The organism is Nitratireductor sp. B36, assembly GCF_020833685.1.
Classification (GTDB): domain Bacteria; phylum Pseudomonadota; class Alphaproteobacteria; order Rhizobiales; family Rhizobiaceae; genus Nitratireductor.
This window is the reverse complement of record NZ_JACKZY010000001.1, coordinates 594,121-617,515: the sequence shown is the minus strand read 5'-3', so window position 1 is coordinate 617,515 and position 23,395 is coordinate 594,121. Positions and strand designations below refer to the sequence as shown.

Below are 23,395 nucleotides of genomic sequence, written 5' to 3'. Positions count from 1 at the left end.
GTGTGGCCCAGCTAAGATGGGCCACACCGTGTTCATAAAGCGCCTGTTAACGTGCGGCCGCTTGGCGCAGAAGTTTGCACAGTTGCACGAGATCGTATTCCCATGCGTTTGGATTGCGCAGGATGTTGACGCAACGTTTGCGGTAAATCGCGATTTGCTGGTCGCTCAAGCCGCTGAGCGCTCGGCGTCCCAAATTGCCGCCACCCCCGTTGCCAGGTCCCCCAACACCGGGTCCCCCAACACCGGGCCCACCTGTGCCAGGCCCCCCTGTGCCGGGACCACCGGTTCCTGGGCGGTCGCCGCCCAATCTCAGCCTGAGACCGGCACCGACGCCATCTTTACCGACATTCGCGTTGACGCCTGCGTTTAAACCGTTGCTGCCGCCAATCGATGCTGTGGTTTCGGAGCCGAAAAGGCTTCCACCGCCTCCACCGACCGTTGTGCTGCTCTGGGCGCCGAGAGCTCCCCCAACATTCGCGTCTGCATTGACGCCAGCAACGCTGCCGCCTCCGACAGAAGCCCCCACATTGGCGGATGTCGAGCCCAGGTCCGCATTCACATCTGCCGAGACGCCATTGCTCGTACCCACCGACGCGGACACGCCACCTACGCTGGCGCTGACACCGCCACGGTCATTTCCGCCGATGCTGACGCCGCCAAGGTCGATTGCCGCTGCGGGCAGTGACATGCTGAGCATAACAACTCCACACGCCAGATTGGCGTATACTTTTTGATACTTCCTGCTCATCATCGTCCTCCTTAGTTGGATCGAAGTAATTTCCGACAAGGAGAAAGGTAGGGCAGCTATGGAATATTAAATACCCGTATTTACGATAGAGTTTATTCAAGAAAACAAAAATGAAAAAATTGTAATAAAATACTATTCACGAAGATACTTATTGGTTGAAATATGTATATAATATTTCAACCAAAGCGAGAACCTTGTTTTGTCCTTTGGAAGTATATCAGATCAATCGATGGTGCGTCTATTCCAAGGATCGACAATGCCGCATGGGCATGTCCGCGATGGTGTGTTTGATGATTGAAGAAATGGCTCAATGCAGGCGCAAGGCGTTGCGAAATTGTTCGAACGTCAGTGACTGTGACATAGGTGAAGCGACCGGAAAAAGCCTCTTCTTCATGACTTTCTATCCAGTCCAGAATGCGCCTGTCCTCGTTTTCGCGCGCGATACGCAGGGCAGGAAGGGCAGAGTGCAGGATCGTGTCCAGCCGGGCGGGGGCCGCGCCTTCACCTGTAAAGCGTTTCATCCAGATGAGATCTGCCACCAGGATGTGGTTCAGTGTGCCCATCAGAGATTTGAAGAAGATGCCCACGTCTCGATTGAGAGCTTCCGCATCGAGGACCTGTGCAGCTTCATAGATTTTTGCATTGGCCCAAAGGTTATAGGAGGCGAACATCTCAAAATGTTGTTTCATTGTTTTTCTCCGCGGTCTGGAGCAGATAATCCTGCGTTTGGAGCATTGCCTTAAGCAGTGAATATGCAATCGTGAGAAATCTCTCAGGTCTCATCCGTAATCGAAAGGACCAGGCGTGACGATTGCATTGTACGATCTCGTGGGCGCAGACGAAGCGCGTCCCTTCAGTCCGCATTGCTGGAAAATTGCCTTTGCGCTCGCCCACAAGGGGCTTGAGTTCAAGTCGATGCCCGTACGTTTTACGGAAATCGGGAAGATTGAGACCGGTGCGTTCAAGACCGTTCCGGTTATCCGGGACGGTGAGCGCCTGTGCGTCGATTCTTTCGAGATCGCACTTTACCTCGAAGATGCCTATCCCGACCGACCTTCGCTTTTCGGGGGGGAGGGGGGCAAGGCTCTCTCGCGTTTTGTCGAGAAATGGGCGCAGGCCACCCTCACCGGCTATATCGGCCCTTCATTGCTTCTTGAAATCCATGCTGCACTTGATCCCGCCGACCAGGCCTATTTCCGCGACAGTCGGGAAAAACGGTTCGGGCGCACCTTGGAGGAAACGGCAAAGGGGAGGGAGGATCGTCTCGAAGGGTTTCGGGCAAGCCTCCTGCCGTTGCGCCTGATGCTTTCAGGGCAGCCATTCATCGGTGGGCAGACGCCTCTTTTTGCCGATTATATCGTCGCAGGCTTTTTCCAGTGGGCGCGCGTTATCTCTCCGTTCCCGCTTCTCGCGGCGGATGATCCGGTTGCGGCTTGGTTCGAACGCTGCCTGGACCTGCACGACGGAATTGGTAGGCGTGTCCCGGCGGCTTGCTGAAGGGAAGGGCCTTCCCATGTGCCTTCGAGACCGCTATAGAGCGCGCCATCTCCAAAAATGAGCTGTCGCTCAAAATCCAGACAATTAAAGGACCGACCATGGCGATCGAACGCACATTTTCCATGATCAAGCCGGATGCCACCAAGCGCAACCTGACTGGCGCCATCACCAAGAAGCTCGAGGATGCCGGCCTGCGTGTTGTGGCATCGAAGCGCGTATGGATGAGCCGCCGCCAGGCTGAGGGCTTCTACGCTGTGCATAAGGAGCGGCCGTTCTTCGACGAGCTGTGCGAGTTCATGTCGTCGGGCCCGACCGTCGTTCAGGTGCTCGAAGGCGAGAACGCCATTCTCAAGAATCGTGAGGTTATGGGCGCCACCAACCCGGCTGAAGCTGCGGAGGGCACGATCCGCAAGGAATTTGCCACCTCGATCGGTGAAAACTCCGTTCACGGTTCCGATGCGCCTGAGACCGCCGCCGAAGAGATCCGCTATTGGTTCTCCGACACCGAGATCGTCGGCTGATCAACGCTCCTTCAAGGACCGTTATTGTTTGAAACCGGGGCCCTGGCCCCGGTTTTTTCATGCGCCTTGGCGCGAGTTTGGGAATTTGAGGACGGAAGCGGGATTGCGGTCCAGCACGTAACTGGCAAAATCGGTCACCGTCATGGCGCGACCATAGAGCCAGCCCTGAAAATATGCGCAGCCTGAAGATTTCAGGAGCAGTTCTTGCTGCTGGGTCTGCACATGTTCCGCCACAGCCGATAGACCGAGCGTGGACGCCATGTCGAGCATGGTTTGAACAAGTGCCCGGTTGCTTTCGCTGCTTTCAATATCTGCGATGAAGCTCCCATCGATCTTCAATTCGTCAAAGGGCAATTTCTTCAGATAGGCGATGGAGGAGTATCCCGTTCCGAAATCGTCGAGCGAAAGCCGCACTCCAAGTGCCTTCAGCTCATGCATGCGCCGGGTAATCTGCATCTGATCGCTGGTCAGGACACGCTCCGTCATTTCCAGGGTAAGCCGCTGCGGATCGAGGCCATGCGCAATGAGCCGGTCATGCAGGAAATCGAGAAAATCCGGATCGCGCAGCGACTTGAGGCTGATGTTCACGGCCATCCTCAGCCCTGCAAGCCGTGGATTGTCTTTCCATTGGGCAAGGGTTCGCACGCTGGTGTCGATCACACCGCGTCCCAGGAGTTCCGCAAGCCCGTGCTGTTCGGCGAGCCCCACGAAATCGCTTGGCGAAAGCGCGCCGTGCTCCGCATGGTTCCAGCGCAGCAGCGCCTCTGCCCCCACCACATGGCCGGCAGCATTCACCTGGGGCTGGTAGTGCAGCTCGAGATTGTTGTCCACCAGCGCACTGCGCATATCGTTGAGCAGACGAAAACGCTTACGCTCCTTCCGCAACACTTTCGGATCGAATAGCGCGACATTGTTTCGTCCCAGACTCTTCGCCTGATACATCGCCATGTCGGCATTCTTCATCAGCACTTCGGGGCCCTTCTCGCTGCCGTCGAACACGAGCACGCCAACGCTCGCCGAAGTGTGATGGATCATATGCCCCAGGACGAATTCCTGACGCAGAGCAGCAAGAACCCTGTTGGCTGCCACGATGGCGTTGCGTGTCGCCGTCGCAGCCGCGGTGTCATTCAGGGACAGGACGATAACGAACTCGTCGCCGCCGATCCTGCCCACCGAGTCCTGGGGGCCGACGGCAGCCTGCAGGCGATCGGCGACTTGCTTGAGAAAGACATCCCCGACATCGTGGCCCATCGTGTCATTCAGGGTCTTGAAATTGTCGAGATCGATGAAGAGGATTGCGCCGCGATGTCCGCTCTTCTTGCATAACGCCATCTGCCGCCCGACCTGATCGAAGAGCCGCCGCCGGTTGGGAAGCCGGGTCAACGGGTCGTAGAACGCCAGGCGTTCGATCTCCATTTCAGTCTTCTTGCGCAGGGAGATGTCCGAGAGATATCCGTGCCAGACAATGCCCTCTTTCGTCGTTTCAGGCATGGCAGCGACCCGCAGCCATTTTTCCACCCCGTCCACCGCATGAATGCGAAACTCACATTCCCAGGGCTGAAGCTTGAGTCCCGAATCCTTCAATGTTTCCAGATAGTGTGCGCGGTCATCATTATGCACCATGTGGAGAACGGTATTCGGATTGTCCGGCACTGTGCGATCGTCATAGCCGAGCAATTCCCGTAAACCCTTGGACACATACAGAACGGAAAACGCGCCATTGTCGTGTCGCAGCAATTGGAAGAGTCCCCCAGGCAGTTGGGAGGTGAGCTTCTCGAACATGTCCTGAAGTTTCAGGCGCTTCATCGTTTCGGTGATTTCGCGCACGGAGCCTTCATAATAGACAGGCTTGCCGGTGCGGCGATCACGCACCAGGCGCGCCGATTCGCTGATCCAGATGCGCTCCCGCGTCTTGTGACGATAGACCTCGGAGATAAAATTTTCGACCTTGCCATTGGTCTCAAGCTCGGCCCGGAATGCGTCGCGTCGGGTGGGGTCAACATACCATTCCTTGGCAATATCCTTGACCCCTGCAAGGAGCGCTGCCTCACTCTCGTAGCCGTTAAGGCGCACAAGAGCTGGATTGGCGCTGAGCTGCCGCCCGTCGGGTGAAGAGCGATAGATCCCCTCGGAAAGATTGTCGATCAGTTCCCGATGGTTCTTCTGCTCCTCCCGCACGTCCCGATAACGCCGGCTGACACGGGCCAGTTGATATCCAAGCCCCAAGCATCCCAAAAGGCTTGCTGCTGCGACCAACCAGGCGGGATTCGTTCCCGCAACCAGCATCGTCTGGAAGGATTCCGACATTGCGCTCCCCGGCTTTACCTGAAGGAAGCTATAACCCCGAATGGTTTGTCGAAACGTCTAGTCTTGAGAGAAATCAACGCTATCGTTAGCGAGGCGTAAAGGCTCCCGGTTCAGCCTTCCCAGCGTTTTAGATCCTCGAGATCCGAATCTTTTGCTTCGACCCAGCCTGCCTCGGTTGAGCCCGCCACATGCTCTTTTTTCCAGAAAGGTGCGCGGGACTTGAGAAAATCCATCAGGAAGTCGGCGGCGTCGAACGCGGCACGCCTGTGGGAAGAAGCGGCCACCACGAGGACGATGTTCTCGCCCGGCGCAATCTTTCCGAAACGGTGGATAACCGTCAGCCCGGTAAGCGGCCAGCGTCCCGTTGCCTCATTGGCGATCCGGGCAATCTCCGCCTCTGCCATGCCAGGGTAATGTTCGAGTTCAAGTGCCTCAAGACGGCCGTTCTCGTCCCTGCAAAGCCCTGTGAAGCTTACCACAGCGCCGACGTCGCGTCTCCCAGCCGTCAGCCGCCGGGTTTCTGTGGCGGGGTCGAAATCATCCGCCTGTACGCGTACCAGGGGATCGCACGTCGGCGACATTCTCACCCTCCCGTCATCGGTGGGAACAGAGCAATCTCGGCATGGTCAGGCAGGCGTGTGGAATGGTCCGCGTGCTCCTGATTAATGGCGACACGGATAACATCAGGCCTTTCCAGTGCGGCGCTGTAGTTTTCTCCCCGCCCTTTCAGCCAGTTGAGCAGGTCTGCCACCGTCTTCACCTCAGCAGGCAGGTCCACAGTCTCGTCAGACAGGCCGATGCGCTCGCGCACCCATGCGAAATAAATCAGCTTCATCGTCATTCCTCCACGATGTGCTTCAGCCCGGCGCGGAAATAGTCATAGCCCGTATAAAGCGTGACGATGGCAGAAATCCAAAGGAGCGCGATGCCGAGCTGTGTGGTATAGGGCAAGACCTTGTCACCGGCGGGACCGGCGAGCAAAAATCCGATGGCAACCATCTGAATCGTGGTTTTCCATTTGGCCAGTTGCGTGACAGGAACGCTGACTTTCAGAGCTGCCAGATACTCCCGAAGGCCAGAAACGAGAATTTCTCGGCAGAGGATGATAATCGCCGCCCACAAGGTCCACCCGGCGATGGTCCGGTCCGTGTCGGCTGCAAGAAGCAGAAGGCACGTTGAAACGAGCAATTTGTCGGCGATGGGATCGAGCATTTTTCCGATGTTGGACGTTTGTTTCCAAATGCGAGCGAGATAGCCGTCCAGGTAGTCAGTGATGCTTGCTGCAATGAAAAGCGCGAGGGCCGACCAGCGGGCGAAATCGCTCGACTGGAGCCTGCCTTCCAGGAAGAAGCACAGGACAATCGCTGGCACCGCGAGAATTCTGCCGTAGGTCAGGAGGTTCGGGATGTTGAATGCCGGTGTGCTACGTCTGGCCATGAAGCGCAATCCTGCTCCGGTCTGCCGCGGGGGCTTTGGGCACCCCAGTCTGTTGAAGCCGGCCCATCTGTCTGCGTGCGCAGGGGCCAATCATCTCCTGTCAAATCAGAACCAGGCGCATACGGCAAGCGCCAACCTGATGGGGCGCGACGAAACAACGCCGCTTCACCCGTTTTCGTGAAAATGATTGTAAATCTGCCGGGCGATGGCCTCAGAAATGCCATCCACTGTCATGAGGTCTTCAACGGCGGCGCGGCTGACGGCTTTCGCGGTTCCAAAATGATGCAGGAGCGCGCGCTTGCGGCCAGGGCCGATGCCGCTGATCTCGTCCAGCGGATTTTTTACCATTTCCTTCTTTCGCCGGGCGCGGTGTGAGCCGATTGCAAACCGGTGCGCTTCATCGCGCAGGCGCTGGATAAAGTACAGAACCGGATCGCGAACCGGCAGACTGAACGGATTTCTGCCCGCTATGAAGAAGCGCTCCCGCCCGGCATCGCGATCGACGCCCTTGGCCACGCCGATGGCGGTGACGAGCCCCGCAATTCCGAGCTCTTCCAGCACTTGCGTGACCGCCGCCAATTGGCCCTGGCCGCCGTCAATGAGAAGAACATCAGGCCAGGCGGGCATTTCGCCTGCCTCCTCCTGATCGATTTCTGCATCGGATGGCGCCGCCGATCCTGGCAGCCCATTCTCCTTTATCAGCCGAGAAAACCGCCGCTGCATGACTTCGCGCATCATGCCGTAGTCGTCGCCCGGCGTGATGTCGGTCGAACGGATGTTGAATTTCCGGTACTGGTTCTTCGCAAAGCCTTCGGCGCCGGCAACGATCATCCCGCCCACCGCGTTCGTGCCCATGATATGCGAATTGTCATACACCTCGATGCGCCGTGGAGCGCTTTCAAGGCCGAATGTCTCTGCAAAGCCTTCCATAAGCTTCGCCTGCGAAGATGTCTCTGCCAGCCGCCGCCCCAATGCCTCCCGCGCGTTCTGCAGCGCATGGTCGGTCAGATCTTTCTTTTCCCCCCTTTGCGGGCAGGAAACCTGCACCTTTCTGCCCGCACGTGTCGAAAGCGCGTCGGCCAGAAGCTCCTGTTCCTCGATCTCGTGCGAGAGGAGAACCATGCGGGGGCAGGGCTTGTCGTCGTAGAACTGGGCGAGAAATGCGCCGAGCACTTCTCCCGCCTCAAGGCTCGGGTCGGCCTTCGGGAAATAGGCACGGTTACCCCAGTTCTGGCCGGTGCGGAAGAAGAAGACCTGAATGCAGTTTTGCCCGCCCTCCTGGTGAATAGCGAACACATCGGCTTCCTCAACGCCTTGTGGATTGATGCCCTGATGGCTTTGCACATGGCTGAGGGCGGAAAGCCGGTCACGGTAGATCGCAGCGCGTTCGAAATCGAGGGCCTCGGATGCCTCCTGCATCGATTGGGCGATTTCCGCTTTCACCTTGCTGGAGCGGCCTGACAGAAAGGCCTTTGCTTCTGAAACGAGCTCTGCATAGCCCTCTTCGCTGATCTCGCCCGTGCAAGGTCCAGAACAGCGTTTTATCTGAAACAGCAGGCAGGGGCGGGTACGGCTCTCAAAGACAGAATCGGTGCAGGTGCGCAAAAGGAAGGCGCGCTGCAGAGAGTTGATTGTGCGGCCAACGGCCCCCGCCGAGGCGAACGGACCGAAATAATCGCCCTTCTTTGATCGCGCCCCGCGATGCTTGAAAATCCCGGGGGCCGGGTGGTCGCCGGTCAGGAGAATATAGGGAAACGACTTGTCATCGCGCAAAAGCACATTGAAGCGGGGGCGCAACCGCTTGATAAGATTGGCTTCCAGAAGCAGCGCTTCGGTTTCTGTCCGCGTGACCACGAATTCCATGGACGCGGTCTCGCGAACCATGCGCCCGATACGGTTCGTGTGGCCGCGGCCTTGCGCGTAGTTGGTGACGCGCTTCTTGAGGTTGCGCGCCTTGCCGACATAAAGCACGTCGCCTGCAGCATTCATCATGCGGTAGACGCCCGGGGCGTTGGGCAGCCGTTTTACGGCTGACTGAATGACTTCAATCCCGACAACACCGTCTGTTGTTTCGCCGCTGTCCCACTCGAGGGCCAGGTTCGCTGGCTCCTTCAATTTGACGATGGTGCTCACTCGGGAACTCCCGCAATGTCGGGCGTCTCCCACGCAAGATGTTGCCCCCCGTCAAGCGCGATCATCTGACCGGTTATGGAGCGTGTCTCCCAAAGATAGCGGATGGTGCGTCCAAAATCTGCAAGATCTGGGCCGCGCTCGAGAATCAGTGCATCCGTCTGACGGTCGAAATCCGCCTGCTGCTGGCGCTGGTTGGGCAGGGTGGGGCCGGGCCCGATGGCGTTGACGCGTATGTTCGGACCGAGCGCTTGTGCCATGGTTCGTGTGGCAGTCCAGAGCGCTGACTTCGAGAGGGTGTAGCTGAAGAAGCGAGGATTGAGACGCCACACCCGTTGATCGATCATGTTGACGATCAACGCTTCCTGATCGCCCTTGAGTGCTCCTGCAAGGGCTTGCGCGAGCAGAGCCGGGGCTTTCACATGCAGGTCGAAGTGCGCATCCCAGCTTTCATCTGTAAAGTCGGTAATTCCGTCATCTTCAAACACCGAGGCGTTGTTGACGAGAATGGATGGTACGCCAAGCACTCGGCGTGTCTGGCCGATCAGGTCGCGGGTGGCCGCGCCATCCTGCAGATCAGCCTGCACCACATGGGCTTCACCGCCCGCCCTGACGATCTCATCTGCCAGGCTCTCAGCAGCTTCACGGGACCGACCGCAGTGAATGGCAACGGCAAAGCCGTGCCCCGCGAGGTCGCGCGCAATGGCTGCGCCAATGCGCTTTGAACCTCCAGTAATCAGTGCCGTTGCCCTCGATTGAGCCATATCTTTCTCGTTTGGTTTAACTCAACTGCGAAACCTGGTGGCCGCGTCAAAGCGTTCAACAAAGTTGTTTAAGCCCAATGCCGATCACGTCCAAGCCCGCAAAGTGAATGACCTTTCACTGCTGACAGTTGCGCGTTGTGTCCGACATACGCTTTTCGCGCAGGATCAAAAGACCGTGACGATATAACCGGCAAACCCCGCGAGCATTGCGCTGCCCATGAGTTTGCCAGACGCGATGCGCAGAAAGCCAAGCAGCGCAAGCACACAGGCAGCGGCGAGCATTACCCACATATCGATCGACACAATGCGCGGATCTACAGCGATCGGCGTAATGAGCGCTGTCAGGCCCATAATGCAGGCGATGTTGAAGATGTTCGACCCCACGATATTTCCGAGCGCAACGGTGGAATGACGCTTCAGTGCCGCCGCCAGGCTTGTGGCTAGCTCTGGAAGCGAAGTGCCGATGGCAACGATGGTGAGGCCGATCACGGCGTCACTCACACCAAAACTTTCCGCGATCCTCACAGCGCCGGCTACAGTCAACTGCGCCGCTATGGGCAGACCGATTACACCGGCCATCAGATAGGCGGTCACCCGTTTGCGATCATGCGGAGCTTCACCGATCTCGTCGTGAAAGTCTTGCTCTGCCGCTGCCTTGCCGTTCACAGCATCGCGCGCTTGCCAGGCGATGAAGGCGCAGAGGCCTGCGAAAAGCAGTGCGCCTTCAAGGCGAGAGATCACCCCGCCCGTAAGCATCCACATGAAGATGACGGTGGTCAGCAGCATTGCCACAAGATTGCGTTTGAGTCCTTTCCCCTCTGACACGATGGGATAAATGATCGCCGGAAGGCCAAGCACCAGAAGGATGTTGGCGATGTTGGAACCCACCACATTGCCCACCGCCAGGCCGGGCGCGCCTGAAAGGGCTGCCTGTATCGAGGTAAAAAGTTCTGGTGCAGACGTGCCGAAGGCAACCACGGTCAGACCGATGATGAGGGGCGAGATGCCAAGGTTCTCAGCCAGTCCCACAGCGCCTTTGACGAATATGTCGCCGGCCAGCATCAGAAGAGCGACACCGGCTGCAAGGATGAGCAGGCTGAAGAGCATGAAGAACCTCGTGAGAATCGGAACAGCTGTGGGAATATAGGAGCTCGCACCCGTGACCCCAAGGTGCCGGAACAGGGATGTTGCCTATTTGCAACGTCAATTTTCCGCCTCATTGGTGCCGCTGAAAGACCCATTTTTCGGGCACGTTCAGCCTCATTTCGCGCCCAGATAGGGCTCATGCGAGATCGGCCCGCTTCCTCCCAGGAGACCGGTTTCGCCAGCGTGGAGCGTTTGAAGGGCATGATGCCAAGAGGGGCGCCCACAGCTACGAAAATGCTAGTGGCTTAAGGAGTATGGACCATGAAAGCCCATAAGAACGTTATTCTTTCCGCGGCCGCAGCCGTTGGTTTTGTTGCAGCGGCCGGTGCCGCACAGGCTGCCGATGCAGTCATGGAGCAGCCGCCTGCACCACCCGCCGCTCCGGTGATCTCCACCCCGATCAACGATTGGGAAGGTGGCTACGCCGGTATCGCGCTTGGCTATGGTTTCTCCGGTGAGACCTCTGCAAACCAGCCGGTTGCCGGCAACGACATTGATACCGATGGCTTTGTGGGCGGCGGCTTTGCCGGTTGGAACTTCCAGTCCGGCAGCTTCGTCTACGGTGTCGAAGGTGATGTGGGCTACAACGGCATGAAGGGCACCAATGCAGGTGTCGAGTCCAAGCATGGCGTCGACGGTACGCTGCGCGCCCGTCTCGGTGTCGCCGCGACCGACAACATCCTGATCTACGGCACGGCCGGTGGCGCTGCGCAGCGTCTGAAGATCACCGATGCGGCCGGTTCCGACACCAACACCATGCTGGGCTGGACTGCCGGTGCCGGCGTCGATGCCAAGCTGACCGACAAGGTCTTTGGTCGCGTCGAATACCGTTACACCAAGTTCGGTGACGAAGCCTTCAACACCGGCAGCGGTGCGCAGGAAGTCAGCGACAGCTCCAACAAGGTCATGTTCGGCCTTGGTATGCAGTTCTGATCGAAGCGACAGACTGAAATGGAGAAGCCGGGCCCTGTGCCCGGCTTTTTCTTTATCCGCCCCGCGCCGGCGGCATCAGAACCCGCTCGCGCCTGCAATCCTTTCGATCGACGGCCTCGCAGGACCGGAACTCCAGATCTTTGGTCATGCAAATGCGCACTTCGCGCAGATAGCGATTATCGCATGTGACGGCGATGGCATCTTTCTTCAGGCCGGGATTGGCTGCAAGAAAGGCCTCTTCGACCCGTTTCGGCGAAACCATCTCCGGCTTTGCAAGCTGGCGGAACTCGGGAGCCGTTTCAACACGTTCCCGCGCCTTGCGGGAGAGGGCGAAATAGTCCTCCTGCGCAAACCCCGTACACATGCCGTGCTTGCGCCATTGATGGCCCATCAGGCCGGCTGATGGCATGATGTCTCGATACTGATCAACCAGCGCATTGGGCACACGCTGCGGGCGCTTCGACTGGCAATATTCCGGGTAACTTTTCTCATATTGCGGCCAGAGCCCGTGGACCACGAAGGCATAGGGGCGCTCGCGTCCGCATTGCTGCCGGTTGGCCTCCGCACCTTCGGCGGCGCAGTAGCTGGGCGACCAGCTCAGAGACAGCACATAGAAATCGAACTCACCCGCCGGCGCGCCGCGCTCGCCGGCAATCGCCGGGGCAGGGAATGTTACAAGACATGCCAGAAGGGCGGCGGAAAGCCGCTTTGCGATACGCATGGTCCGCCCCGCAATCGCGTCGTCTATCGCAGCACGCGGCAGTGGCCGTCATAGACGTTCCAGCGGTCGAAGCCGGAAACGCAGAATTCAACATTGTTGCCGAGTCCGGCAAAGCCCTGGCCATACTCGATCAGATACCAGATCGTCCGATCGCGCCCATCGGAGAGGCGCGCCGTGGCGCGGCAATAGCGCCGCTCGATCGGGCTGTCATAGGAGGACGGGCTGTAGCGCGTCTGGTAGGATCCGTAGAAATCGACGATGTCGACGTTGGGCAGGTTCGGCACATGGGTAACCTGATAGCGGAACCGCTTCTGAATGGTCGAATGAACGCGCGCATCCGCGCAGACATCGTCGACCGCGCCATACGAGCCGACCGGATCGGCTGCCATCGCCTGCATCGAAAGGAATGAAGCGGCGAGGCCGGCTGCGAGAGCCAAAAAGCGCGCCATAGGTCTGTCTCCCGGATTGTTGCGCTGCAGTGGGGTAAAGTTTTGCGCCAGTGCGCGGTTTGGGTCAAGCATGGTCACGCTATTCTGCCGTAAGCCTTTCGAGTGCCCAGCGCCCCTTGCCCTCTTCGCCCAGAATGCCGGCAAGGACCGGAAGCAGTGTTTCCATCTCCTCGCGCAGCACGAAAGGCGGATTGACCACGATCATGCCGGTCCCGTCGAGGCGCGGTTCACTGGAGGGCGCACGCAATTCGAGACGGATGTCGATCGCATCGGCAATGCCGCTTTCGGCAAGACGTCTGCGGAAACCCTGAACCGCGTCATGGTTCTTGATCGGGTACCAGACCGCATAGATGCCGCCCGGCCAGCGCTGGTGTGCCTTTTCAAGTTTCGTGACGATGCGCCCGAACTCGTCTTCTTCCTCGAAGGGAGGGTCGATCAGCACCAGTCCGCGTTTTTCCTTCGGTGGCAGATGCGCGCCCAGCGCCAGCCAGCCATCGAGTTCGATGATCCGTGTCTGGAAATCGCCGGCAAAAATTTCCTTCAGCCGCGCGGCGTCCTGTGGGTGCAGTTCGATGGCTGTCAGGCGATCCTGCTTGCGCAGAAGATGGCGCACGAGGCGCGGCGAGCCGGGATAGTGCTGGAGGCCCGGACCGTGATTCTCTTTCTCAACCGCTTCCAGCAAGGGATTCAAAAGGTTTGATGTTTTCTCATCGAGCGAAGCCTCGATCAGACGACCGATCCCGTCGCGCCATTCACCAGTTTTCTGCGCTTCTTCTGAACTGAGGTCGTAAAAACCGATTCCCGCATGGGTGTCGATCACGCGGAACGCCTTGTCCTTGCGCTTCAGATATTCGACGATGCGGGCCACGATGGCGTGCTTGACCACATCGGCGAAGTTTCCCGCATGATAGGCATGGCGATAGTTCATCGTTCCCGCTTTGGTAATGGCTGTATCTGAATTTCTGTTGATTGGCTCTACGCGTCCACGCGAAAAATCGCTAGTGTTCCCGCCATGAACACACACGCAAACATCCATATCGGCCATTCGGCCTGTCCACATGACTGTCCATCGACCTGTGCCCTCGATGTCGAAATAAAGGACGGGCGCATTGGTCGCGTCCATGGCGCCAAGGACAACAGTTACACCGCCGGCGTGATCTGCGCCAAGGTTGCCCGCTATGCCGAACGCATCCACCACCCCGACCGCCTGCTGAAGCCGCTGGTTCGTTCCGGCGCCAAGGGTGAGGGGCAGTGGAAGGAGGCGAGCTGGGAAGCCGCGCTCGACCGTGTGGCCGAAGCCTTCCTGAAGGCGGAGGAAAAATACGGGACCGAGACGGTCTGGCCCTATTACTATGCCGGAACCATGGGACTGGTGCAGCGCGATTCCATCGACCGGCTGCGGCACGCCAAACGCTATTCCGGCTTCTTCGGCACGGTCTGCACCAATGCGGCCTGGACCGGCTTTGTCATGGGTGCGGGTGACCTGCGCGGGCCCGATCCACGCGAAATGGCCAAGTCCGACTGCGTGGTGATCTGGGGCACCAACGCCGTTGCGACCCAGGTCAATGTGATGACCCATGCGATCAAGGCGCGCAAGGAGCGCGGTGCGAAGATCATTGTCATCGACGTCTACGACAATGCGACCATGAAACAGGCCGATCTCGGCCTCGTTCTGAAGCCGGGCACGGATGCTGCCCTTGCCTGCGCGGTCATGCATGTCCTTTTCCGCGATGGTCTGGCGGATTGGGCGTTTCTCGACAAATACACGGACGATCCGAAGGGACTTGAAGCGCATCTGAAGACCCGCACGCCCGAATGGGCGTCTGCCATCACCGGCCTTTCGGTTGACGAAATCGAGGGCTTTGCCAGGCTGGTGGGCGAGACGAAGCGCACCTTCTTCCGGCTGGGCTATGGGTTCACGCGCAATCGCAATGGCGTTGTGAACATGCACGCCGCCCTCTCCATTGCCGCCGTTACCGGCTGCTGGCAATATGAGGGTGGAGGGGCGTTTCACTCCAATTCCGGCATTTTTCGCCTCGACAAGTCGCAGATCGAGGGCAGTGCGCTGCGCGATCCCTCGATCCGTTCGCTCGACCAGGCGCAGATCGGGCGCATTCTGACCAATGACGACGAAGCGCTGCATGGCGGCCCGCCCGTCACGGCACTTCTGATCCAGAACACCAATCCGGCCAACATCGCTCCGGAACAGCGGCTGGTGAAGAAGGGTTTTCTGCGCGAGGATCTTTTCACCTGCGTGCACGAGCAGTTCATGACCGACACGGCGAAGCTTGCCGATGTGGTTCTGCCGGCGACGATGTTTTTGGAACACGACGACATCTATCGCGGTGGCGGTCATCAGCACATCATTCTCGGCCCCAAGCTCGTGGATGCGCCTGGTGAAGCACGCGAAAACCTGTTCGTGATCGAGGAACTCGCCAAACGACTTGGTGTCGCTGGACAGCCGGGGTTCGGGCTCACGGCGCGCGAGCATGTCGAATTCATGCTGGAGAAGCGCGGGCTCGGCACGTTCGAAAGCTTCAAGGCCGATCGCTGGGCTGATGTGCAGCCTGATTTCGACACTGCGCATTTTGTCGAGGGTTTCGGTCATCCTGATGGCAAGTATCGGTTCCGGCCGGACTGGACCGGAACGCCAGCGCCCAACCGTCCGCCGGCCTCTATCGGCCTGCAGGGACCGCACGCCCGTATGCCGGAATTTCCCGACCATATGGATTTTATTGAAGTGGCCGATCCGGAGCATCCCTACCGGCTGGCGACCTCGCCGGCGCGCACCTTCCTGAATTCGAGCTTTACGGAAACGCCGGGCTCGGTGAAACGGGAAGGGCGGCCAGAGCTGATGCTGCACCCCGACGATGCGGCAGAGCTCGGGCTTCAGGCAGGCGATCGCGTGGAGATCGGCAATCAACGCGGCGAGGTGGTTTTGCATGTGAAGCTTTTCGACGGTGTGCGACGCGGCGTGGTGATCGCCGAGGGCATCTGGCCGAACAGCGCGCATGAGCGCGGTGAGGGCATCAACGTGTTGACGGGTGCCGATTCCATTGCGCCTTACGGCGGTGCGGCCTTTCACGACACGAAAGTCTGGGTGCGCGCTTTGTGAACTCCAGGCCCTGCGCCCGCGCGTTCCTCCAATGGGTTCCTGGTCAGGCCCGGGATGACGGCTTCCTTCTCCCCGCCTGAGGGGAGAAGGTCCCGGCAGGGGGATGAGGAGCGGGCGAGGCCTTGCGAGCTTTTCCACCTCTGTCGGTTTCCTTGCAGGTGATGGCGCTCGCCCCTCATCCTCACCTTCTCCCCGCCCGCGGGGAGAAGGGGGCGTTTGAAGTTGGTGAGCAATTTGCTGGGCAGCGATACATTTCGGGCAGGCTCCATCGTTGCCGCGCGGGGTTGCCGCCGGGGTTTGCCATCGGTTCGGGAAACGGGGCGCGTTTTTCGTGCCTCTCTGTTGTGAAGTAAGTGGCGCGAAAAGCGCGCCCCGCCGGCCGCTGTCCCGACTGCCGACCGGTCACTCGGGCGATCTGTGCCCTAGCGGCTTTTCCGCAACCGACATGATGCCGGCCGCCGGCCTTTCGCGGGCCCTCACAGGCCTCGGGTCACCGAACCCGAGGGGGAGGCTGCCGTCGCCCCTCCTGATCCCCGGCTCCGGACCCGGTTCCCGACAGGGGTGATGGCTGGGAGTGTAGTGGAGGTTTTGGGGGTGGGGAGAAAAGAGCGAATAGCGAGGAGCGAATAGCGAGTAGGGAATGCGCTTCGCCAACGTCGTCTCCTATGGCTTGACCATAGGATCCATGCCGTTGCGGTGGTGATGGGGTGCGGCGGAGGAAAATTGCGTGACGCTTTAAGGACTGCGGTTTATCCCCGGCGCTTTGGCATGGGTCCTCGGATCAGGTCCGAGGATGACGAAGATTGAGGCTTCCCCCTCAATCGCGGCGTTCGCCGGGAGAAACGATCGCGATATCTCGATGTTCGTCCTCGACGCCGGAGAACACGGCCACGCCATCGGACATCCGCACGCGGCCTTCCGCCAGAAGGCGAAGCGCCAGCGGGTAAAGACGGTGCTCAAGCTTGAGAACCCGCTCGCCCAGCGTCTCTTCCGTATCGCTGGTGAGGACGGGAACGGCCGCCTGGGCGATGATCGGGCCTTCATCCATCTCCGGCGTGACGAAATGCACCGTGCATCCGTGGACGCGCACGCCCGTCGCAAGGGCGCGGGCATGGGTGTCGAGCCCGCGAAAGCTTGGCAGGAGGGCAGGGTGGATATTGATCATCCGCCCTTTCCATTTCTGCACGAAATCCGGTGTCAGAAGGCGCATATAGCCAGCCAGACAGACGATTTCCGCCTTGAACTCGGTCAGAGCCTTATGGATGGCGGCGTCATGCGCCTCGCGCCCATCATAATCGCGCGATGAAACCACTGTTGTCGGGATGCTGTGCGTGGCGGCGACCTCCAGCCCGCGCGCATCGGCCCGATTGGAAATGACACCAACGATCTCGGCAGGGAATGATGGGTCGATGGCGGCCGCGATGAGGGCCGCCATATTGGACCCGCGGCCGGAAATAAGGATCGCGACCTTTTTGCGTGTCCGGCGCGTCATAGGGCGAGAGAACCGCGATAGGTGACGCCGGCAGCCTGGCGCGGCACGATCTGGCCAAGCATGGTGACCTGCTCGCCCGCCTGCTGGAGGAGTGCCGCGATCTGCGCCGCCTCATCGGCGGCAACGGCCACAACCATGCCGATGCCGCAATTGAAGGTGGAGAGCATTTCGCTCTCGGCAACACCACCGGTTTTGGCAAGCCAGGAAAAGACATCGGGAACATCAATTGCGTCGAGATCGATCTCGGCAGCCAGATGATCAGGCAGCACGCGTGGCAGGTTTTCGGGAAAGCCGCCGCCGGTGATGTGGGCGAGCGCCTTGATGCCCCACGCGGCCTTGAGCGTTTCAAGGATCGGTTTGACGTAGATGCGGGTGGGCTCAAGCAGCGCTTCGCCCATCGTCTTGCCCGGCGCGAAAGGAGCCTTGTCGTCCCAGCCCAAACCGGCATCGGAAACAATGCGGCGCACGAGCGAAAACCCGTTGGAATGAACACCGGAGGAGGCAAGGCCCAGAAGAACGTCACCCTCGGTCACGTCGCCGGTGGGCAGAAGCCGGTCCCGTTCTGCCGCGCCCACGGCAAAGCCGGCCAGATCGTAGTCATCGCCGTGATACATGCCCGGCATTTCCGCCGTCTCGCCACCGATGAGCGCGCACCCGGCCTGCCGGCAGCCCTCGGCTATGCCCGAAACGATCGCCGCGCCCTGATCGGGGTCGAGCTTGCCGGTTGCGAAATAGTCGAGGAAGAAGAGGGGCTCGGCACCCTGAACGACGAGATCGTTGACGCACATGGCAACGAGGTCGATGCCGACCGTGTCGTGTCGGTTCGCGTCGATGGCGATCTTGAGCTTGGTGCCGACGCCATCATTGGCGGCCACGAGGATCGGGTCGGTGAAGCCGGCTGCTTTCAGATCGAACAGACCGCCGAAGCCGCCGATCTCGCTGTCGGCACCCGGCCGGCGCGTGGCGCGCACCATGGGCTTGATCTTTTCCACCATCCGGCTGCCGGCATCGATGTCGACGCCCGCATCGGCATAGGTGAGGCCATTTTTGCTGTCCTGAGCCATTTCGTTCTCGCCGCCGCGTTTTTTTCGGCTTCTGACATGAAGGGGGCGCTTCTGCAAGGCGGGAGATATTAACAGGCTGGCCTATTGAAAGCGTGCCCTTACCCTACAATGTGTGAAAGCCTGCGATAAGTGTGTCCCGAAAACGCCTTTGACCACAATGAAATGACAAGGCAAGGGGCGGCCAGGAGCAAAGGGGCGGCTAGGGTGGAGAATATCAGTTGACCATACCCAACATCATCACCTTGATGCGCTTCTTCCTCGTTCCGGGGGTCGTCTTCGCTCTTCTGACGGGGGAGTATGGCTGGGCATTCGCCGGTTTTCTCGCAGCGGGCATATCTGACGGGGTGGATGGCTTCATCGCGCGGCATTTCGACCAGCGTACCGAGCTTGGCGCCTATCTGGACCCGATCGCCGACAAGCTGCTGCTGGTCAGCGTTTTCGTGGTGTTCGGCTATATGAGGGAATTGCCGCTCTGGCTGGTGATCGCAGTCGTTTCGCGCGATGCGCTGATCGTCGGCGGCGTGCTTCTGGCCAACGTGATGGGGCACCCGGTGGCAATGAAGCCGCTTTTCGTCTCCAAAGCGAACACACTTGTGCAGATATTGCTGGCGCTGCTGGTTCTGGCCGAACTCGCATTCGGGTACAGTTCGGGTGCGGTGCGGATCGCGCTGATCGTCGCAACCGGCCTCTTGACCGTGGCTTCCGGAGCAGCCTATCTCATCGCTTGGATCAAGCATATGGGTGGTTATGCAGAAAGTGACGCCGAAGGACGCTGAAAACGGGGCCGGGCCGGTGATCGCCCGCCCGACGCTGGCGCGCCATGTCGCCTTCTGGGCGCTGGCGGGGCTGGGACTCGTCCTGTTTCTTTATGTTTTCAGTTCCATCCTGCTGCCGTTTCTGGCGGGCATGGTGCTTGCGTATTTTCTCGATCCTGTCGCCGACCGGCTGGAGAAGATGGGGCTGTCGCGCATCGCTGCGACCGTTGTGATCCTCATAAGTTTTGTTGTCGCTCTCTTGCTGGGCCTGATGATCGTTCTGCCGGTTCTGGGAACGCAGCTGGCCGATTTCGCCCGGCGCCTGCCCGAGTATCTGACACGTCTTCAGGAACTGGCAAACCAGCTCGAGCCGGCATGGCTCGACAATGTCATCAATGGTGAGACCGACGCGGTCCGCGAAAATCTGAGCTCGATCCTTGCTCAGGGATCGAGTTTTCTGGGCACGCTCTTTAAATCGGTCTGGAGTTCAGGCGTGGCGATCGTCAATGTGGCGAGCCTTTTCATCGTCACGCCGGTGGTTGCGTTTTACATGCTTCTCGACTGGGACCACATGGTCGAGAAAGTGGACAGCTGGGTGCCGCGCGACCATGTGGAGACGGTGCGCCAGATCGCGCGCGACATCAACGTCGCAACGGCGGGCTTTGTGCGCGGGCAGGGCACACTGTGTCTCATTCTCGGCATTTTCTATGCCGTCGGCCTGTCGCTGGTGGGGCTCAATTTCGGGCTGTTGATCGGGCTTTTTGCGGGGCTGATCAGCTTTATTCCATATGTGGGCTCTCTCGTCGGCTTCGGCCTGTCGATCGGCATCGCGCTGGTGCAGTTCTGGCCCGAATGGTGGTGGGTGCTCGCGGTGGCGGCGATCTTCTTCTCCGGCCAGTTCCTGGAAGGCAACATTCTGCAGCCGAAACTGGTGGGCAAGAGCGTGGGCCTTCATCCGGTGTGGCTGATGTTCGCGCTGTTCGCCTTCGGCTATCTGTTCGGCTTTGCGGGTCTTCTCATTGCCGTTCCGGCAGCGGCGGCCGTTGCGGTTCTGGTGCGCTTCGCCATCAACCAGTACCTCGCTTCGCCGCTCTATAGCGGGCACGAAGGCGCGCCGGCCAAAACGCCGAAACCCCGGGGCTGAAACCATGCCGTCGCGCCAGCTGCCGCTCGATTTGGCCCCCGGAGAAGCGTTGAGCCGTGACGATCTGGTGGTGACGCCTGCCAACGCACGCGCGGCCGCCCTGATCGAGAACTGGCCTTCATGGCCGGCCCCTGTGGTGATCCTCGCTGGTCCTGCTGGCAGCGGCAAGACCCATCTTGCGGCCATCTGGCGGGAAGAGGCGAATGCGGTGACGGTGCCGCGCGAAGCGATCCAGGCCGAATCCATGGAGCAGGCAGGTTTGCGGCCTGTCTTGATCGACAATGTGGACGGCGGCCCGGTGGACGAGCACGGCCTCTTCCATCTCATCAATGCGGCGCGCTCGGGCGGGCAGGCTATGCTCCTGACCGCGCGCAGCTTTCCCAGCGCCTGGGGCATCAAACTTCCCGATCTCCTGTCGCGGCTCAGGGCTGCCGCGATGGTGGAGATCGATGAGCCAGACGATATGCTCCTTGCTGGTGTGATCACGAAGCTTTTCGCCGACCGGCAGGTGGATGTGGAACCGCATGTGGTGCAGTTTCTCGTCCGCCGCATCGAACGCTCCCTTTCAAGCGCCATCCGCGCGGTGGACGCCATTGACCGCGCAGCCCTCGAACGAAAGACCAGAATCACCCGTCCGCTCGCCGCCGAGATGGTCGCGGCTCTGGAAGCGGGCGAAAGGATGTTCGAAGACTAGCCCGTGTTCGAGACGCGTGTGCGGGGTGTGGCTGAGGGAACCATTCTCGCCGATCTCAGTTTTGCTCTCCACAGGTCAGACAAGTGACAAAGGAGTGCATGATGACTGATGAGCGCAAGGATCGCACCACGGTGGTGACCTCAGGGGGTGGCGGCGGTGCCGGCTGGTTTATCGCAGGCGGGCTCGTCGTTGCTCTTGCTCTTGGAGGCTTTCTGCTTTTCGGCGGCGCGCTGGGCGGCGGTGACGGAGGTGGCGTGAACATTGATGTTCCGGAGAAGGTCACCATCGAAACGCCCAAACCAACGGAATAACTACTTTCATCGCCCGGCCTCGCCGGGCGATGTCGTACTTGTTGCCGCACTTCATGCGGAAATCAACGATTTGGGCTTGCGCGGAAAATTCTGAGACTATAGGGGTTCATTCGCTCGGAGCGTAGCGCAGCCTGGTAGCGCATCTGGTTTGGGACCAGAGGGTCGCAGGTTCGAATCCTGCCGCTCCGACCACCCTTTCGCATTCGTGCGGATGTCAGGTGGCACCACCTGACTGAAAAATGCTCTGGAACGAGGTTTACGACGTGTCTGCGCGCATTTTCAGCCCGGCCAAGACGGCCATGCAGTCCGGCAAGGCCAAGACCGGCCTTTGGGTGCTTGAATTCGATCCCGAAATACCGCGCAAGATCGATCCTCTCATGGGTTACACCACCTCGGCCGACATGAAGAGTCAGGTTCGCCTGACATTTGAGAGCAGGGAAGAGGCTATCGCCTACGCCGAGCGGAACGGAATTCCCTTCCGTGTGGAAGAACCCCACAAGCCCAAAAGGCGCCAGGTTTCCTACGCGGACAATTTCCGCTATGACCGCAAGACCCCGTGGACGCACTGAATTAGCGCCACACCTCGGTCCCGTAGCTCAGTTGGATAGAGCACCGGCCTTCTAAGCCGATGGTCGCAGGTTCGAATCCTGCCGGGATCGCCAGTTTCAATCGGGTCCATTCCTGGCACATGGCTTACAGCTCGGCGCACGGGCAACAGATCCTACCCAAGCCCCGTGTGAACGCTGCGCTTATGATGCGGTTAACCCTGCTTTGGTCTTTCCTCTCATTGCGAGACGCAGGAACCTCAATTTCCAGTATCTTGCGAGAATTGGATAGTCGGATCGGACACAACGCGGTCTATTTCGCGCCGCTGCGGTCGCGTCGTCAAGCGCTGTCGCTCGTTGTTGTGGCCGGTTTGGGGACGAGAGCCGCTGGTTCTGGTCCAGATCGCCCATTGCTCGCACAAAGCCGATTTCGGACAGAAAGGGAATGAGATGAAGACCAGGTTTCATCGCGCAGTAAGTATTCTTCTTGCTGCAAGCGCGATCGTATCGATCCCTCTTCAATCAGCACAGGCGTGCTCGCGCGTCCTGTGGAACGATAACAGCCTCGGTGTTTTCGTCAGCCGAACCATGGATTGGCCCGAAACGACCGAACCGGTGTTGACCGTGTTTCCGCGTGGGATGGAACGCGATGGCGGCCTGGTGGGCGAGGAACGACTGATTTCCGATAACCCGGCCAAATGGACGTCGAAATATGGGTCAATTGTTACCACCGTGTACGGTGTCGGAGCGGTGGACGGATTCAACGAAAAGGGTCTTGCCGTTCACCTGCTTTATCTGAGCGCTACCGATCTTCCCGAGCGGGACCCCAACAAGCCGGGTCTTCAAATTGCGCTTTGGGGGCAATATGTGCTCGACAATGCGGCTACGGTTGCCGAGGCGCTGGCCGAACTCGAGAAGGTTCAGGTGGTCATGGCGGAAGTCAACGGCCACAAGGGCACGCTCCATCTGGTGATGGAGGATGCTTCGGGCGATTCGGCCGTGATCGAGTATATCGACGGCAAAGCGGTGGTTCACCACGGCAAGGATTACCGCATTGTCACGAACGATCCTGCCTATGATGAACAATTGGCGCTTTTGGCCAAGATGGATTTCAGCGAGCCCAGCAGCAACACGCCTCTTCCGGGCAACGTGAAGGCGACGGACCGCTTCCAGCGCGCCGCTTACTATTCGGCAATGCTTCCCGAGCCTGAAAACGAGCAGCAGGCCGTTGCCGGCGTCTTGGCGATCGCCCGCAATGTTTCTGTGCCGTTCGGCGCGCCGTATGGAGGGTTTGGTATCTACAACACTGAGTATCGCACGGCTATCAACCTGTCTGAGGGGCGCTACTTCTTCGAACTGACGACAAGCCCGAACGTGATCTGGGCCGAGCTCGGGAAGTTCGACCTTTCCGAAGGTTCGCCGGTCATGATGCTCGACCCGGATAACATTTCCCTCGCCGGGGATGTAACCGGTGCATTCGAAAAGAGCGAAAAGGCTCCCTTCTAAGAATATGCAATGCCCACGGCCCAAACCGAGCCGTGGGCGGACCTCCTCAAAGAATTTTCATCTTGCGCCTGTCTGCCCCCAGCCAGTTGTTTCGTGGAAACTTGAGGCTTGGGCGT

24 protein-coding genes and 2 tRNA genes are annotated in these 23,395 nt (G+C 59.6%); 12 read left to right on the top strand and 14 right to left on the bottom strand.

Annotated features, from left to right (window positions below; genetic code table 11):
- Positions 1 to 46: 46 nt before the first annotated feature.
- Together H7H48_RS03135 and H7H48_RS03130 are read right to left on the bottom strand one after the other, a co-directional pair.
- Entirely contained in the window at positions 47 to 697 is a 651-nt protein-coding gene (locus H7H48_RS03135) for a hypothetical protein (RefSeq protein ID WP_229447341.1), read from the bottom strand.
- A gap of 227 nt (positions 698 to 924) precedes the next feature.
- Positions 925 to 1,437 (bottom strand): DinB family protein, encoded by a 513-nt coding sequence (locus H7H48_RS03130; RefSeq protein WP_229447340.1) that lies wholly within the window; start codon positions 1,435 to 1,437, stop codon positions 925 to 927.
- A 115-nt stretch (positions 1,438 to 1,552) separates the two neighbouring features.
- Here H7H48_RS03130 and H7H48_RS03125 point away from each other — a divergent pair, with 115 nt between their 5' ends.
- Positions 1,553 to 2,245 carry a glutathione S-transferase family protein gene (locus H7H48_RS03125; protein WP_229447339.1) on the top strand — a complete coding sequence of 231 codons (693 nt, stop codon included), beginning with the start codon at positions 1,553 to 1,555 and terminating at the stop codon, positions 2,243 to 2,245.
- 98 nt (positions 2,246 to 2,343) lie between these two features.
- The gene (gene ndk, locus H7H48_RS03120) at positions 2,344 to 2,766 is read left to right on the top strand and encodes a nucleoside-diphosphate kinase (protein ID WP_229447338.1); all 423 of its coding nucleotides are present in this window, start codon (positions 2,344 to 2,346) and stop codon (positions 2,764 to 2,766) included.
- A 57-nt stretch (positions 2,767 to 2,823) separates the two neighbouring features.
- Here ndk and H7H48_RS03115 read toward each other — a convergent pair whose 3' ends face one another.
- The 7 genes from H7H48_RS03115 to H7H48_RS03085 form a co-directional block, all read right to left on the bottom strand.
- Positions 2,824 to 5,073, bottom strand: coding sequence for a bifunctional diguanylate cyclase/phosphodiesterase (locus H7H48_RS03115; protein ID WP_229447337.1), 2,250 nt, complete (start codon positions 5,071 to 5,073; stop codon positions 2,824 to 2,826).
- Positions 5,074 to 5,183: 110 nt separating this feature from the next.
- Complete coding sequence (locus H7H48_RS03110) at positions 5,184 to 5,654, bottom strand: molybdenum cofactor biosynthesis protein MoaE (protein WP_229447336.1); 471 nt, start codon at positions 5,652 to 5,654, stop codon at positions 5,184 to 5,186.
- A 2-nt stretch (positions 5,655 to 5,656) separates the two neighbouring features.
- A complete protein-coding gene (gene moaD, locus H7H48_RS03105) occupies positions 5,657 to 5,914 on the bottom strand; it encodes a molybdopterin converting factor subunit 1 (protein WP_229447335.1) in 258 nt (85 codons plus the stop codon).
- The gene (pgsA, locus tag H7H48_RS03100) at positions 5,911 to 6,510 is read right to left on the bottom strand and encodes a CDP-diacylglycerol--glycerol-3-phosphate 3-phosphatidyltransferase (RefSeq protein WP_229447334.1); all 600 of its coding nucleotides are present in this window, start codon (positions 6,508 to 6,510) and stop codon (positions 5,911 to 5,913) included. Before pgsA ends, moaD begins: the two co-directional genes overlap by 4 nt.
- 165 nt (positions 6,511 to 6,675) lie before the next feature.
- A complete protein-coding gene (gene uvrC, locus H7H48_RS03095; RefSeq protein WP_255663360.1) occupies positions 6,676 to 8,607 on the bottom strand; it encodes an excinuclease ABC subunit UvrC in 1,932 nt (643 codons plus the stop codon).
- 32 nt (positions 8,608 to 8,639) lie between these two features.
- Complete coding sequence (locus H7H48_RS03090; protein ID WP_229447333.1) at positions 8,640 to 9,404, bottom strand: SDR family oxidoreductase; 765 nt, start codon at positions 9,402 to 9,404, stop codon at positions 8,640 to 8,642.
- A 165-nt stretch (positions 9,405 to 9,569) separates the two neighbouring features.
- The gene (locus H7H48_RS03085; RefSeq protein WP_229447332.1) at positions 9,570 to 10,511 is read right to left on the bottom strand and encodes a calcium/sodium antiporter; all 942 of its coding nucleotides are present in this window, start codon (positions 10,509 to 10,511) and stop codon (positions 9,570 to 9,572) included.
- Positions 10,512 to 10,811: 300 nt separating this feature from the next.
- On the opposite strand from H7H48_RS03085, the gene H7H48_RS03080 reads away from it, so the two are divergent.
- Complete coding sequence (locus H7H48_RS03080; RefSeq protein ID WP_065818289.1) at positions 10,812 to 11,483, top strand: outer membrane protein; 672 nt, start codon at positions 10,812 to 10,814, stop codon at positions 11,481 to 11,483.
- 52 nt (positions 11,484 to 11,535) lie between these two features.
- Here the strand turns inward: H7H48_RS03080 and H7H48_RS03075 are convergent, their stop codons facing one another.
- From H7H48_RS03075 to H7H48_RS03065, 3 genes are all read right to left on the bottom strand, one after another.
- Positions 11,536 to 12,204, bottom strand: a complete 669-nt coding sequence (locus tag H7H48_RS03075; protein WP_229447331.1) for a ribonuclease — start codon at positions 12,202 to 12,204, stop codon at positions 11,536 to 11,538.
- Between the two features lie 23 nt (positions 12,205 to 12,227).
- A complete protein-coding gene (locus H7H48_RS03070) occupies positions 12,228 to 12,653 on the bottom strand; it encodes a hypothetical protein (RefSeq protein WP_229447330.1) in 426 nt (141 codons plus the stop codon).
- Positions 12,654 to 12,732: 79 nt separating this feature from the next.
- Positions 12,733 to 13,581 (bottom strand): 23S rRNA (adenine(2030)-N(6))-methyltransferase RlmJ, encoded by an 849-nt coding sequence (locus H7H48_RS03065; RefSeq protein WP_229447329.1) that lies wholly within the window; start codon positions 13,579 to 13,581, stop codon positions 12,733 to 12,735.
- An 84-nt stretch (positions 13,582 to 13,665) separates the two neighbouring features.
- On the opposite strand from H7H48_RS03065, the gene H7H48_RS03060 reads away from it, so the two are divergent.
- The gene (locus H7H48_RS03060; RefSeq protein ID WP_229447328.1) at positions 13,666 to 15,768 is read left to right on the top strand and encodes a molybdopterin-dependent oxidoreductase; all 2,103 of its coding nucleotides are present in this window, start codon (positions 13,666 to 13,668) and stop codon (positions 15,766 to 15,768) included.
- Positions 15,769 to 16,585: 817 nt separating this feature from the next.
- Here H7H48_RS03060 and purN read toward each other — a convergent pair.
- Both purN and purM read right to left on the bottom strand, forming a co-directional pair.
- Positions 16,586 to 17,260 (bottom strand): phosphoribosylglycinamide formyltransferase, encoded by a 675-nt coding sequence (gene purN, locus H7H48_RS03055; RefSeq protein WP_229447327.1) that lies wholly within the window; start codon positions 17,258 to 17,260, stop codon positions 16,586 to 16,588.
- Complete coding sequence (gene purM, locus H7H48_RS03050) at positions 17,257 to 18,324, bottom strand: phosphoribosylformylglycinamidine cyclo-ligase (protein WP_229447326.1); 1,068 nt, start codon at positions 18,322 to 18,324, stop codon at positions 17,257 to 17,259. Before purM ends, purN begins: the two co-directional genes overlap by 4 nt.
- 218 nt (positions 18,325 to 18,542) lie before the next feature.
- On the opposite strand from purM, the gene H7H48_RS03045 reads away from it, so the two are divergent.
- The 8 genes from H7H48_RS03045 to H7H48_RS03010 all read left to right on the top strand — a co-directional run bounded on the left by H7H48_RS03045 (position 18,543) and on the right by H7H48_RS03010 (position 23,279).
- Positions 18,543 to 19,100: a CDP-alcohol phosphatidyltransferase family protein gene (locus tag H7H48_RS03045; RefSeq protein ID WP_229447325.1), complete on the top strand. Its 558-nt coding sequence runs from the start codon at positions 18,543 to 18,545 to the stop codon at positions 19,098 to 19,100.
- Positions 19,072 to 20,223 carry an AI-2E family transporter gene (locus H7H48_RS03040; RefSeq protein ID WP_229447324.1) on the top strand — a complete coding sequence of 384 codons (1,152 nt, stop codon included), beginning with the start codon at positions 19,072 to 19,074 and terminating at the stop codon, positions 20,221 to 20,223. The genes H7H48_RS03045 and H7H48_RS03040 overlap by 29 nt, the downstream gene beginning before the upstream one ends.
- A gap of 4 nt (positions 20,224 to 20,227) precedes the next feature.
- The gene (hdaA, locus tag H7H48_RS03035; RefSeq protein WP_229447323.1) at positions 20,228 to 20,917 is read left to right on the top strand and encodes a DnaA regulatory inactivator HdaA; all 690 of its coding nucleotides are present in this window, start codon (positions 20,228 to 20,230) and stop codon (positions 20,915 to 20,917) included.
- Between the two features lie 101 nt (positions 20,918 to 21,018).
- The gene (locus H7H48_RS03030) at positions 21,019 to 21,228 is read left to right on the top strand and encodes a hypothetical protein (RefSeq protein ID WP_229447322.1); all 210 of its coding nucleotides are present in this window, start codon (positions 21,019 to 21,021) and stop codon (positions 21,226 to 21,228) included.
- A gap of 115 nt (positions 21,229 to 21,343) precedes the next feature.
- A tRNA-Pro gene (locus H7H48_RS03025) sits at positions 21,344 to 21,420 on the top strand.
- A gap of 71 nt (positions 21,421 to 21,491) precedes the next feature.
- Positions 21,492 to 21,797: an ETC complex I subunit gene (locus H7H48_RS03020; protein WP_229448074.1), complete on the top strand. Its 306-nt coding sequence runs from the start codon at positions 21,492 to 21,494 to the stop codon at positions 21,795 to 21,797.
- 16 nt (positions 21,798 to 21,813) lie between these two features.
- Positions 21,814 to 21,890: transfer RNA gene (locus tag H7H48_RS03015), tRNA-Arg, on the top strand.
- A gap of 333 nt (positions 21,891 to 22,223) precedes the next feature.
- Positions 22,224 to 23,279: a linear amide C-N hydrolase gene (locus H7H48_RS03010; protein WP_229447321.1), complete on the top strand. Its 1,056-nt coding sequence runs from the start codon at positions 22,224 to 22,226 to the stop codon at positions 23,277 to 23,279.
- The last annotated feature ends 116 nt before the right edge of the window (positions 23,280 to 23,395 follow it).